Here is a 12603-nt window from a genome sequence, read left to right on the forward strand (position 1 = left end):
CCCCGGCCCTGCGCGGGCCGGGGTCCTGAGCGGCGGGTCAGCGGATGGCGTCGGTGAAGTCCTTGTCACCGTACGGGCCGATCACGGCGAGCGTGAGCGGCCGGTTGAGCACGTCGGCGGCCACCTCGGAGATCTCGTCGGGCGTGACCCCCTCGATGCGGGCCAGCACCTCGTCCACCGACATCAGCTGTTCGTGGACGAGCTCGTTCTTGCCGATGCGCGACATGCGCGAGCCGGTGTCCTCCAGGCCGAGCACGAGACCGCCGCGCATCTGGCCCTTACCGCGCATGATCTCCTCGTCGGTCAGGCCGTCGGCCACCACCCTGGACACCTCGTCACGGCAGATCTTGAGCACGTCGTCGATCTTCGAGGGCAGGCAGCCCACGTAGATGCCGAACTGGCCGGTGTCGGCGTAGGCCGAGGTGTAGCTGTAGGCGGAGTAGGCCAGGCCGCGCTTCTCCCTGATCTCTTGGAAGAGCCGGGACGACATGCCGCCGCCCAGCGCGGCGTTGAGCACGCCGAGCGCGAACCTGCGGTCGTCGGTGCGGGTCATGCCGGTCGTGCCGAGCACCAGGTTGGCCTGCTCGGTCGGCCGGTCGAGCACCGTGACGCCCGAGCGGGTCTCGGCGCCGGGACCGCTGGTGCGCGGCGGCGCGAACTCGGCCGGGCCGTCGAGCATGCCCGCCCGCTCGTAGGCCCTGGTGACCAGCTCGACGACCTCTTCGTGGCGTACGTTGCCCGCGACCGAGACGACCGTGCGGCGGGGCCGGTAGTAGCGGCGGTAGTACTCGGCGATCCGGTCGCGTCCGAGAGTGTTGATCGACTCGACCGTGCCCAGGATGGGCCGCCCGATCGGGGAGTCACCGTAGAGCGCGGCGGCGAACTGCTCGTGCACCACGTCGGACGGGTCGTCGTCGTGCATGGCGATCTCTTCGAGGATCACCCCGCGCTCCGACTCGACGTCCTGCTCGGCCACCAGCGAGCTGGTCACCACGTCGGCGAGCACGTCGACCGCGAGTGGCAGGTCCTCGTCGAGGACGCGCGCGTAGTAGCAGGTGTACTCCTTGGCGGTGAAGGCGTTGATCTCACCGCCGATGCCCTCGATGGAGGCGGAGATCTCCATGGCGTCGCGCGTGGGGGTGCCCTTGAACAGCAGGTGTTCGAGGAAATGGGTGGCGCCCATGTGCTCGGGGGCCTCGTCACGCGAGCCGATGCCGACCCACATGCCGACCGCGACGCTGCGCACGGTCGGCATGGTCTCGGTCACCACGCGCAGCCCACCGGGCAGAACGGTGCGCCTCACCACCCCGGCGCCGTCTTTGCCTGGGTGCAGCGTGGTCGTGCTCACGAAACCTTCTTCGTCAGCACGACGCCGCTGATGATGGTTGCCTGGCTGAGCTCGCTCACGAGTTGCGGTCGTCCCCCTCGTTGCGGCTGCTGCGCACGCGGGTGCGGGTGCGGCGGGGCCGCTCGGGCCGGTCGTCGCCGCCCTGCGCGGGCTGCTCCGGAGCGGCGTCGCCGTCCTCGGCGGAGTCGCCGGCGGCGGCCTTGGCCTCCTTCTCGGCGGCCTCGCGCTCGATGACCTCGACCGGCACCAGCGAGAGCTTGCCCCGGCCGTCGATCTCGGCGATCTCGACCTGGATCTTCTCGCCGACGCTCATGACGTCCTCGACGTTCTCGATGCGCTTGCCGCCGTGCAGCTTGCGGATCTGGGAGACGTGCAGCAGGCCGTCCTTGCCGGGCATGAGCGAGATGAACGAGCCGAAGGCCGCGATCTTGACGACCGTGCCGAGGTAACGCTCGCCGACCTCGGGCATGTGCGGGTTGGCGATGGCGTTGATCGCCGAGCGGGCCGCCTCCGCGGACGGGCCGTCGGTGGCGCCGATGTAGATCGTGCCGTCGTCCTCGATGGTGATCTCGGCGCCCGTGTCGTCCTGGATCTGGTTGATCATCTTGCCCTTCGGGCCGATGACCTCGCCGATCTTGTCGACCGGGACCTTGATCGTGATGATGCGCGGCGCGGTCGGGTTCATCTCCGCCGGGGAGTCGATCGCCTCCTGCATCACGTCGAGGATCGCCAGGCGGGCGCCCTTGGCCTGCTTGAGCGCGCCGGCCAGCACCGAGGCGGGGATGCCGTCGAGCTTGGTGTCGAGCTGGAGCGCGGTGATGACGTCCTTGGTGCCGGCGACCTTGAAGTCCATGTCGCCCATGGCGTCCTCGGCGCCGAGGATGTCGGTCAGCGTGACGTAGGTGTCACCCTCGCCGATCAGGCCCATCGCGATGCCCGCGACCATCTCCTTGAGCGGCACGCCGGCGTCGAGCAGCGCCATCGTGGAGGCGCAGACCGAGCCCATCGAGGTGGAACCGTTGGAGCCGAGCGCCTCGGAGACCTGGCGGATGGCGTACGGGAACTCCTCGCGCGTGGGCAGCACCGGGATCAGCGCCCGCTCGGCGAGCGCGCCGTGGCCGATCTCGCGGCGCTTGGGCGAGCCCACCCGGCCGGTCTCTCCGGTCGAGTAGGGCGGGAAGTTGTAGTTGTGCATGTAGCGCTTGGTCCGCTCGGGGTTGAGCGTGTCGATGACCTGCTCCATGCGGAGCATGTTGAGCGTCGTGATGCCCAGGATCTGGGTCTCGCCGCGCTCGAACAGCGCCGAGCCGTGCACCCGGGGCACCACGTGGACCTCGGCCGACAGGGCGCGGATGTCCTTGGTGCCGCGTCCGTCGATGCGGACACCCTCCTTGACGACCCGCTCGCGCATGAGCTTCTTCATCACCGAGCGGAACGCGGCGGAGATCTCCTTCTCGCGCCCCTCGAACTCGGGCAGGAGCTTCTCGGCGGCCAGCGCCTTGACCTTGTCGAGCTCGTTCTCGCGCTCCTGCTTGCCGGCGATGGTCAGCGCGGCGGCCAGCTCGGTCTTCACCGCGGCCTCGACCGCGTCGTGGACGTCGTCCTGGTAGTCGAGGAAGATCGGGTATTCGGCCGTCTCCTTGGCCGCGACCCGCGCGATGCGCGACTGCGCCTCGCACAGCACCTTGATGAAGGGCTTGGCGGCGTCGAGGCCCTGGGCGACGGTCTCCTCGGTCGGCGCGACGGCGCCGTCGGCGACCAGCTTGAGCGTGTCCTTCGTGGACTCGGCCTCGACCATCATGATCGCGACGTCGCCGTCGGCGAGCACGCGGCCCGCCACGACCATGTCGAACGTGGCCCGCTCCAGCTCGTGGTGGGTCGGGAAGGCCACCCACTGGCCGTCGATCAGCGCGACGCGCACGCCGCCGATCGGGCCGGAGAACGGCAGGCCGGCGAGCTGGGTGGACAACGACGCGGCGTTGATCGCCACCACGTCGTAGAGGTGGTCGGGGTTGAGGGCCATCACCGTGGCGACGACCTGGATCTCGTTGCGCAGCCCCTTGACGAACGACGGGCGCAGCGGCCGGTCGATCAGGCGGCAGGTGAGGATGGCGTCCTCGGAGGGACGGCCCTCACGGCGGAAGAACGAACCGGGGATGCGGCCCGCGGCGTACATGCGCTCTTCGACGTCGACCGTGAGCGGGAAGAAGTCGAGGTTCTCCTTGGGCGACTTGGACGCGGTGGTCGCCGAGAGCACCATCGTGTCGTTGTCGAGATAGGCGACGGCGGAACCCGCCGCCTGGCGTGCGAGGCGACCCGTCTCGAACCGGATCGTGCGCGTGCCGAAAGAGCCGTTGTCTATGACGGCTTCAGCTGTGTGGACACCCTCCACGGGGGACCTCCTTATGGTCGGTCACCCGCGCCCTTTTCTCACCGGCACCCTCGTTAGGTGCAGCGCCGGTCTTCGATCGAAGCACCCGGTCTTTCCTACCGGAAGCCACTACCGAGGACCGGCCCGCAGGCGTCGCGGGTCGCATGGTGCTAAGCGGACGCGGGGGCTGTGTGTCTCGGATCTTCAGTTGTACGCCGGGCGCGGCGGGTAGGTGAACCTCGCCACGCGCCCGGGGCTATGGCCGTGGGCCATATGCGAAGGGAGCGGCACAGGGCCGCTCCCTTCATGCTATCGGCGCAGGCCGAGCCGCTCGATGAGCGAACGGTAGCGCTGGATGTCGACCTTCTGCAGGTATTTCAGCAGGCGGCGCCGGCGACCGACGAGCAGCAGCAGGCCACGACGGCTGTGGTGGTCGTGCTTGTGCGTCTTCAGGTGCTCGGTGAGCTCGCTGATGCGCTTGCTGAGCAGAGCGACCTGGACCTCGGGCGACCCGGTGTCGCCGTCGGCCGTCGCGTATTCACTGATGATGGACTTCTTGGCAGCGGTGTCGAGGGACACGGCTCTCCTTTGAGCTACGGGCACGCACGACTGATGTGTGTGCGAACGACCGTGCGTGCCTACAGTCGCCGCGTGAAGGCCTTCATGGGCAGCGCGCAGCACTGCCGCTACAGAGCCGACATGCAAGGTTACCACCTTGCGCGAGGTCGTCGGGACACTCGCGGCGCGGGACGTATGGGGCGGGTCGGAAGGGGGTCAGCCGGTGATCCTCCGGGTGGCGTCGACGTCGGCGTGGATCTGGGCGATCAGCGCCTCGATGGACTCGAAACGGGTGTTGCCGCGCAGCCGTGCCGCGAACTCGACCGCGACGTGCGCGCCGTACAGCTCCAGGTCGTCGCGGTCGAGCGCGTACGCCTCGACCGTGCGCGGCACGCCCTCGAACGTCGGGTTGGTGCCGACCGAGATGGCCGCCGGCCACCGCTCGCCCGCGTAGAGCGCGGGCAGGTTGGCGACGGGGACGCACTCCAGCCAGCCCGCGTAGACCCCGTCCGCCGGGATCGCGGTGTGCGGCGGCGTCTCCACGTTGGCGGTCGGGAAACCGAGTTGCCGCCCGCGCTGGTAACCGCGCACGACCACGCCTTCCACGCGGTGCGGCCGGCCGAGCCGCTCGCGCGCGCCTTCGACGTCGCCGGCCGCGAGCTGTTCGCGGATGGCGGTCGAGGAGACGCCTTCGAGCAGGGGTACGGCCTCCACCTCGAAGTCATACTTATCGCCCAGCGTCCGCAATGTCTGGACGTCTCCGCTGGCGTCGTGCCCGAACACGAAGTCCTCCCCCACGACCACCACCGCGGCCCGCCACCGCTCGGCCGCCACGCTCTGGACGAAGTCGTCAGGGCTGGTGCGCTGCAGCGCCGGCGTGAACTCCACCACGTCGACCTCGTCGATGCCCAGCGCGGCCAGCAACTCGGCCCTGCGCCGCAGGCTGGTGAGCCGGTGCGGGCGTGTCCCCGGGCGTACGAGTTCCTCGGGGTGCGGCTCGAAGGTGACGGCGACGCTGCGCGCCCCGCGCTCGCGGGCGATGGCGACCGCGCGCTCGATCACCCGCCGGTGGCCGCGGTGCACGCCGTCGAACACGCCGATGGTGACGACAGACCTTCCCGAACCCTGCACACGAGGCCCCATTCGCTCGTCACGGATCAACCGCACCCAAGCCTGCCATGTGCGTCATGGTTCCCCGCAACCCAGGGGGTTGTCACCATAGAGGCTCGTCCGGCCGCCCGCTCCCTGCCAGCGGATAGGATCGGGCACCGTGCCTCGTTACGCGCTGCTGATCCTGCCCGCCTTTAACCGGGTCTACGCCGAGAGCTCCGTCCGGCTGACCCGTAACGAGCTGGCCGTCTTCAGCGCGCGCGGGCTCGGCGGGCAGGTCCTGAGCAGCGACGAGACCGCCATCGGCGGCGTCCCCTACGTGACGTTCGAGACGGCCGAGCCGCTGAGCCGGGCGCACCTCGCGCTGCTGTCCAACCTCTCCTCCGTCTACGCCCTGTTCGGCGTGGAGGACGAGTTGCTCAGGCCGCTGCCCGTGCACCGGCTCGACCGGCTCAGCAGCGACCTGATCACCATCCAGAAATACGCCGGCAAGACCAACGAGCACTTCACCAAGCTGCTGCTCAACGTCACAGGGCTGGCCACCGGCAAGGGGCTGGGCGAGCGGCTGGCGGTGTTCGACCCGCTGTGCGGCCGCGGCACCACACTCAACCAGGCCCTCATGTACGGCTACGACGCCTACGGCCTCGACGTCGACGGCAAGGACTTCGAGGCCTACACCGGCTTCATCAAGACCTGGCTGCGCACCAAACGGCTCAAGCACACCGCCGAGACCGTGCCGGTGCGCCGCGAGCGGGCGCTGGCGGGGCGGCGGCTCAACGTCACGTTCGGGCTGTCGAAAGAGGCGTTCAAAGCCGGCGACGTGCAGCGCCTGACCGTGGTCAACGCCGACACGCTCAAGAGCCGCGAGTTCTTCAAGCCACGCTCGTTCGACGTCGTGGCGACCGACGCCCCCTACGGCGTCCAGCACGGCAGCAAGGGCGGCGGCGGGTTGTCGCGCAGCCCCATGGAGCTGCTGGAAGCGGCCGTGCCGAGCTGGGCCGAGCTGCTGCGCCCGGGCGGCGCGATGGGCATCGCCTGGAACACCTACGGTGGCAAGCGCGCCGAGCTGGCCGGGCTTCTCACCGGCGCGGGCCTCGACGTGATGGACTATCCCGATTTCGAGCACTGGGTCGACCAGGCGATCGTGCGCGACATCATCGTCGCCCGCAAACCCGGCTGACCGCGCCGGCCGCACACACGCCGCGCAACCACGCGAACGCGACCGCACCTGCGAACCGAGCTCCGAGCTCACCCACGCTTCGTGTTCATCCAGCGAAGACGGCGAGCGGCCTGGCCAGCGCGCCCTTCTCCTCCACGAGCGCGAGCAGCTCACCGTCGGGCCCGAACACGCCGATCGGGCCCTGACCGAGGCCGGCGGCGGGCAGCCGGCCGCCGTGCCCGATCACGCGGGCCTCCTCCGCGTTGACGTCCCTGCGCGGGAAGACCGCGGCGACCGCCGCGCCGATCGGCAGGATCTCGCACTCCTCGGCGAGCTGCTCGACCGTCCTGGCCAGCGACACGTCGTAGGGGCCCACCTGGGTGCGCCGCAGCCGCGTCAGGTGGCCGCCCACCCCGAGCTCCGCCCCGAGGTCGCGGGCCAGCGCGCGGATGTAGGTGCCGCTGGAGCAGGTCACGACCGCGTCGACGTCCACGACGTCGTCGCCCGCCCTGATGTCCAGCACCGCGAACTCGCTCACGGTCACCGGCCTGGCCTGGAGCTCGACCGACTCGCCCGCACGCGCCTTCTTGTAGGCCCGTTCCCCGTTGATCTTGATCGCGCTGACCTGCGGCGGGATCTGCATGATCGCGCCCGTCAGCGCTGCGGCGCCCTTGTGGATCTCTCCCTCGGCGACGCCGGAGGCCGGCGCGGTGGCGGTGACCTCGCCCTCGGCGTCGTCGGTGTTGGTGCTCACGCCGAGCCGGATCGTGGCTTCGTAGACCTTCTCCGTCAGCGCCAGATGACCGAGCAGCCTGGTCGCCTTCTCCACGCCGACCACCAGCACGCCCGTCGCCATCGGGTCGAGCGTGCCCGCGTGCCCCACCCGGCGGGTGCCCGCCAGGCGCCGCATCTTGGCCACCACGTCGTGGGACGTCCAGCCGGCCGGCTTGTCGACGATGATCAGACCGCTCTGGGCCATCAGGCCTTCCTCAGCTCTCGCCGGAACTTCACCATGGTGTCCTCCACGCTGTCCTGGGAGGTGTAGCCGGCCGCGTTGTGGTGCCCGCCGCCGCCCAGCGCCGCGCACACGGCGGCCACGTCGACGTTGCCCTTGGACCGGGTCGACACCTGCCAGTAGCCCTGGTCGTCCTCCTTGAGCACCACCGCGACCTCGGCCTCGTCGGTGCGGCGCAGGATGTCGATGACGCCTTCGAGCTCGGAGTAGGGCAGTCCGTACGCGGCCCGGTCGACCTGGGAGACGTACGTCCACACGAGCCCGTCCTCCAGCGTCACCCGCTCGAGCGCCCCGGCCAGCACCTTGAGATAGCCGAACGGGGAACGGTCCCACAGCTCGCGGGCGATCTCGTCGGTACGCAGCCCGGTGGCGACCAGCCTGGCCGCCATGTGGTGCACGGCGGGCGTGGTCGTGGAGTAACGGAAGGACCCGGTGTCGGTCACCAGGCCGGCGTACAGGCAGGTGGCGATGTCGCGGTCGAGCTGCCCGCCGAGCCGGTAGATCAGCTCCTCGGCCAGCATGGCCGTGGCCGCGGCCGTGGAGTCGATGAGGCTGAGCGTGCCGAACTCGCCCTCGTTGGAGGGGTGGTGGTCGACCACGATGACCTCGCGCGCCCTGGCGGTGCTGGCACCGAGGAGCCCCAGCCGCTGGAACGTCGACGAGTCGAACGTGATCATCAGGTCAGGGGACTCGGGGAACTCCTCCGGCGGCACCAGCATCTCCTGGCCCGGCAGGAAGCGCAGCAGCCGCGGCACGACGAAATGGTGGTCGCCGAACGACGTCACCACCCGCTTGCCCATCGAGCGCAGGGTGAACGCGACGGCCAGCATCGAGCCGAGCGCGTCGCCGTCGGGGGTCACGTGGCAGGCCATCGCCACCTCGTCGGCCTGCCGGATCAGGTGCAGCGCCCGGCTCCACGCGGCCTCGGGGACCGCGCACTCGTCCGGCGGCCGCCCGTTGACCCGGGGAGGCTCGGCCCTGTCGCGTACGTCGGGTGTCACGCCTGGTCGTCCCTGCCAGCGGCACCCCCGTCGTCGCCCTCCTCGGGCTTGCGGTAGGGGTCGGCCTCACCCGCGTAGGAGGCGCTCCGGGCCTGCCGCGCGACCTCGGCGTCGCGCGCCCTGGCCGCGCTGATCAGATCGTCGAGCTGGCGCGCGCTGTCGGGCAGCGGGTCGTGCTTGAACGTCAGCGTGGGGGTGAACCGGACGCCTGTCTGGCGTCCGACCTCGGAGCGGATGATGCCCTTGGCGCTCTCGAGGGCCGCAGCGCTGTCGGCCCGCTCGGCCTCCGAGCCGAACACCGTGTAGAACACCGTCGCCTCACGCAGGTCAGCGGTGATGCGCGTGTCGGTCACGGTGACGAAGCCCAGGCGCGGATCCTTGACCCGGCGCTCCAGCATCTCGGCGACGATCTGCTGGATGCGGTCGGCGAGCTTGCGCGCTCGTGCGGCATCCACCATGGTTCGCTCCCCCTCACGCACGACCTGGCCGTGCAGTCGTTCAATCTTCGTCGGTGTAGAGCCGGTGCCGGGCCGACAGCAGCTCGATCTCAGGGCGGAAGGCCACCATGCGCTCGCAGGCGTCCAGCACCTCCGTGCAGTTTCGCGCTGAGGCGGAGACCACCGCGATGCCGATCTCCGCCCTGCGGTGCAGGTCGAGATGGCCGGTCTCAGCCACCGCCACGCCGGGGTAACGGCGCTGGACCTCGGCGATCAGCGGGCGTACGGCGGAGCGCTTCTGCTTCAGCGACCTGACGTCGCCGAGCAGGATGTCCAGGGTCAAGGCACCCACATACATCGTTGGCTACCACCGCTTGTCCTGGTGGGGTGGACGCACGCCCGGCCTGCTGCGGTGGGGACCAAACCAGGGCGTGCGAGAGGCGCCCGGCGGATGTCCCGCCGGGCGCCCGGCCGCGCGTCACACGCGCGGCTTCTCCCGCATCTCGAACGTCTCGATCACGTCGTCGATCCGCAGATCGTTGTAGCCGATCCCGATGCCGCACTCGAAGCCCTCGCGAACCTCGGTCGCGTCATCCTTGAAGCGACGCAGGGACGAGACGGTCAGGTTGTCGGCGATGACGACGCCATCGCGGATCACCCTGGCCTTGCTGTTGCGCACGATCATGCCGGAGCGGACCAGCGAACCGGCGACGTTGCCGATCTTCGGCACCTTGAAGATCTCGCGGACCTCCGCGGTGCCCAGCTGGGCCTCCTCGAACTCGGGCTTGAGCATGCCCTTGAGCGCCGCCTCGATCTCCTCGATCGCCTGGTAGATGACCGAGTAGTAGCGGATGTCGACGCCCTCGCGCTCGGCCAGGTCGCGTGCCCGGGGCTCGGGCCGGACGTTGAAGCCGATGATGACCGCGTTGTCGTCGGCGACGGCCAGGTTGACGTCGTACTCGGTGATCGCGCCGACCGCGCGGTGCAGGACACGGAGCCTGACCTCGTCGCCGACGTCGATCTTGAGCAGAGCGTCTTCCAGGGCCTCCACCGAACCGGACACGTCGCCCTTGATGATGAGCTTGAGCTCGTCGACGCTGCCCTTCTCGAGGTCCTTGAAGATGTCCTCGAGGCTGCGGCGACGGCTCGACTTCGCCATGTCCGCGCTGCGCTTGCGCGCCGCGCGCTGCTGGGCGATCTGCCGGGCCATGCGGTCGTCGGTGACCACGATGAAGTTGTCACCGGCGCTCGGCACGGCCGTCAGACCCATCACCAGGACCGGACGGGACGGCGTGGCCTCCTCGACCGGCTCGCCGGTGTCGTCGAGCAGGGCGCGGACGCGGCCGAAGGCCTCGCCGCACACGATCGAGTCGCCCACCCGCAGCGTGCCGCGCTGGACCAGGACGGTCGCGACGGGGCCGCGGCCACGGTCGAGGTGCGCCTCGATCGCGATGCCCTGAGCGTCCATCGACGGGTTGGCCCGCAGGTCGAGCTCGGCGTCAGCGGTCAGCAGGATGGCCTCGAGGAGCTGGTCGATGCCCGTGCCGTTCTTCGCCGAGATGTCGACGAAGAGGGTCGAGCCGCCGTATTCCTCCGCCACCAGGCCGTATTCGGTGAGCTGGGCGCGCACCTTGTTGGGGTCTGCGCCCTCCTTGTCGACCTTGTTGACCGCGACCACGACCGGGACCTCGGCCGCCTGGGCGTGGTTGAGGGCCTCGATCGTCTGCGGCTTCACGCCGTCGTCGGCCGCGACCACCAGCACCGCGATGTCGGTGGACTTCGCGCCTCGGGCACGCATGGCGGTGAACGCCTCGTGACCCGGGGTGTCGATGAAGGTCACCCTGCGGTCCTGGCCCTCGTGCTCGGCCGAGACCTGGTAAGCGCCGATGTGCTGGGTGATGCCACCCGCCTCGCGCGCCACCACGTTGGTCTTGCGGATGGCGTCGAGCAGCTTGGTCTTACCGTGGTCGACGTGACCCATGACGGTCACCACCGGCGGGCGCGCGGCCAGGTCGCCCTCATCGCCCTCGTCCTCGCCGAACTCGATGTCGAAGGCCTCGAGAAGCTCGCGGTCCTCCTCCTCCGGGCTGACGACCTGGATGTTGTAGTCGAGCTCGGCGCCGAGCAGCTGCAGCGTCTCCTCGTTGACCGACTGCGTCGCCGTCACCATCTCGCCGAGGTGCAGCATGATCTGCACGAGCGCGGCGGGGTTGGCGCCGATGCGGTCGGCGAAGTCGGACAGCGACGCTCCCCGCGGAAGGCGGATCGTCGCGCCGTTGCCGCGAGCGACCTGCACGCCGCCGATCGCCGGCGCCGACATGTTGTCGAACTCCTGGCGCCTCTGCCGCTTGGACTTGCGCCCGCGAGCGGGACGGCCACCGGGACGCCCGAAGGCTCCCGCGGTGCCGCCGCCACGACCGCGGCCGCCGCCACCAGGCCGGCCGCCGAAGCCGCCGGGACCGCCGGTGCCGGTGCGCGGACCGGCACCGCCGCCACCGGGACGGCCGGCGTAGCCGCCACCGCCGCCGGGACGACCGCCGCCGCCACCCGGACGGCCACCGCCGCCCGGACGGCCGCCACCGCCGCCGCCACCGCCGGGACGGCCACCGCCGCCACCGCCGGGGCCGGCAGGACGGCCCTGCGGCATCATCATCGGATTGGGACGCGGGCCCCCGGGACGGGGACCGCCGGCACCGGGACCGGGACGCGGTCCGCCCGAGGGCGGGCCGGGACGCGGACCAGCGGTGCCCGGCCTGCCCTCGCCGCCGCCACGGCCCTGCGGCGGACGCGGGATCGCGCCGTCGCGGGGCGGGCCGTCACGGCGCTCACGCTGGCCGGGACCGCCGCCGTCGCGGTTGCCTCCTGGACGCGGCGGACGGGACTGGCCCATGCCGCTGGCGTTGGACGAGAACGGGTTGTTGCCGGGACGCGGACCACGCGGACCGGGCTTGGGCCCAGGACCGGGACGCGGGCCACCGCCGGACTGGCCGCCGGAACGCGGCGCCTGCGAGGAGCCGCCACCTCCGGGACCGGGACGGGGCGCGGGACCGGGCTTGGGACCCGGGCGGGCCGCCGGACCCGGCCGCGGGCCGGGACGCGCGGGCGCGCCGCTCTCGAAACGTGCCTGTGGAGCGCCGGACTCGCCGCGCGCGGCCTCTGGCTGCTGCTGCGGCTGGTGCGGCATGGGCACCGGCGGACGCGGCTGACCGCCGCCCGCGGGGCCCGGACGCGGACCGGGCTTGGGACCCGGACGCGGTGAGGGGGTCGGCGTCTGCGCGCCGTTACCGGCCTGGCCGTCGGCCTGCCGGGGGGCAGCCCTCGGGGGCTGCGGTTTGCCGGACGGCTGACCGCCGCCTCTGGAGGGCCCACCCTTGGATGCGCCCAGAGCTTCGGTGAGCCTGCGGACCACCGGCGCTTCGATGGTCGAGGACGCCGAACGGACGAACTCTCCCATCTCTTGGAGCTTGGCCATGACGACCTTGCTCTCTACGCCGAACTCCTTAGCGAGCTCGTATACCCGGACCTTCGCCACTGCACTCCCTTACTCGGCCCGGGAGGCTGGCTGTGCCGTCCGGACCGTCGCTACCTTGACGTCTTCATCGCC

Annotated in this window: 10 protein-coding genes; 1 reads left to right on the forward strand and 9 read right to left on the reverse strand. The window is 70.9% G+C overall.

From position 1 onward, the window contains the following. Positions 1-37: 37 nt before the first annotated feature. The 4 genes from E1295_RS12950 to E1295_RS12965 all read right to left on the reverse strand — a co-directional run bounded on the left by E1295_RS12950 (position 38) and on the right by E1295_RS12965 (position 5420). Positions 38-1348 carry a M16 family metallopeptidase gene (locus E1295_RS12950; protein ID WP_132630504.1) on the reverse strand — a complete coding sequence of 437 codons (1311 nt, stop codon included), beginning with the start codon at positions 1346-1348 and terminating at the stop codon, positions 38-40. A gap of 55 nt (positions 1349-1403) precedes the next feature. Continuing rightward, entirely contained in the window at positions 1404-3740 is a 2337-nt protein-coding gene (locus tag E1295_RS12955) for a polyribonucleotide nucleotidyltransferase (protein WP_132630505.1), read from the reverse strand. Positions 3741-4028: 288 nt separating this feature from the next. Further along, complete coding sequence (rpsO, locus tag E1295_RS12960; RefSeq protein WP_132630506.1) at positions 4029-4298, reverse strand: 30S ribosomal protein S15; 270 nt, start codon at positions 4296-4298, stop codon at positions 4029-4031. Between the two features lie 195 nt (positions 4299-4493). Then, complete coding sequence (locus E1295_RS12965) at positions 4494-5420, reverse strand: bifunctional riboflavin kinase/FAD synthetase (RefSeq protein ID WP_132630507.1); 927 nt, start codon at positions 5418-5420, stop codon at positions 4494-4496. 127 nt (positions 5421-5547) lie between these two features. Here E1295_RS12965 and E1295_RS12970 point away from each other — a divergent pair, with 127 nt between their 5' ends. After that, positions 5548-6567 carry a TRM11 family SAM-dependent methyltransferase gene (locus E1295_RS12970; RefSeq protein ID WP_132630508.1) on the forward strand — a complete coding sequence of 340 codons (1020 nt, stop codon included), beginning with the start codon at positions 5548-5550 and terminating at the stop codon, positions 6565-6567. 85 nt (positions 6568-6652) lie between these two features. On the opposite strand, the gene truB is transcribed toward E1295_RS12970, so the two are convergent. The 5 genes from truB to infB all read right to left on the reverse strand — a co-directional run bounded on the left by truB (position 6653) and on the right by infB (position 12531). Further along, positions 6653-7525: a tRNA pseudouridine(55) synthase TruB gene (truB, locus tag E1295_RS12975; protein WP_132630509.1), complete on the reverse strand. Its 873-nt coding sequence runs from the start codon at positions 7523-7525 to the stop codon at positions 6653-6655. After that, on the reverse strand, positions 7525-8562 hold the full coding sequence (locus E1295_RS12980) for a DHH family phosphoesterase (protein WP_132630510.1): 1038 nt from the start codon (positions 8560-8562) through the stop codon (positions 7525-7527). The genes truB and E1295_RS12980 overlap by 1 nt, the downstream gene beginning before the upstream one ends. Next, the gene (gene rbfA / locus E1295_RS12985) at positions 8559-9020 is read right to left on the reverse strand and encodes a 30S ribosome-binding factor RbfA (protein ID WP_132630511.1); all 462 of its coding nucleotides are present in this window, start codon (positions 9018-9020) and stop codon (positions 8559-8561) included. The genes E1295_RS12980 and rbfA overlap by 4 nt, the downstream gene beginning before the upstream one ends. 40 nt (positions 9021-9060) lie before the next feature. Beyond that, complete coding sequence (locus E1295_RS12990) at positions 9061-9357, reverse strand: DUF503 domain-containing protein (protein ID WP_132630512.1); 297 nt, start codon at positions 9355-9357, stop codon at positions 9061-9063. Between the two features lie 120 nt (positions 9358-9477). Then, complete coding sequence (gene infB / locus E1295_RS12995; protein WP_132630513.1) at positions 9478-12531, reverse strand: translation initiation factor IF-2; 3054 nt, start codon at positions 12529-12531, stop codon at positions 9478-9480. Positions 12532-12603 lie beyond the last annotated feature (72 nt).

The organism is Nonomuraea mesophila (genome assembly GCF_004352805.1).
In the GTDB taxonomy this organism is placed as follows: domain Bacteria; phylum Actinomycetota; class Actinomycetes; order Streptosporangiales; family Streptosporangiaceae; genus Nonomuraea; species Nonomuraea longispora.

Excerpts from the sequence above, each read along its gene's own strand:
- rbfA (WP_132630511.1), bottom strand. The coding sequence starts at position 9,020 with ATGGTGGATGCCGCACGAGCGCGCAAGCTCGCCGACCGCATCCAGCAG.
- E1295_RS12965 (WP_132630507.1), bottom strand. The coding sequence starts at position 5,420 with ATGGGGCCTCGTGTGCAGGGTTCGGGAAGGTCTGTCGTCACCATCGGC.
- truB (WP_132630509.1), bottom strand. The coding sequence starts at position 7,525 with ATGGCCCAGAGCGGTCTGATCATCGTCGACAAGCCGGCCGGCTGGACG.
- E1295_RS12990 (WP_132630512.1), bottom strand. The coding sequence starts at position 9,357 with ATGTATGTGGGTGCCTTGACCCTGGACATCCTGCTCGGCGACGTCAGG.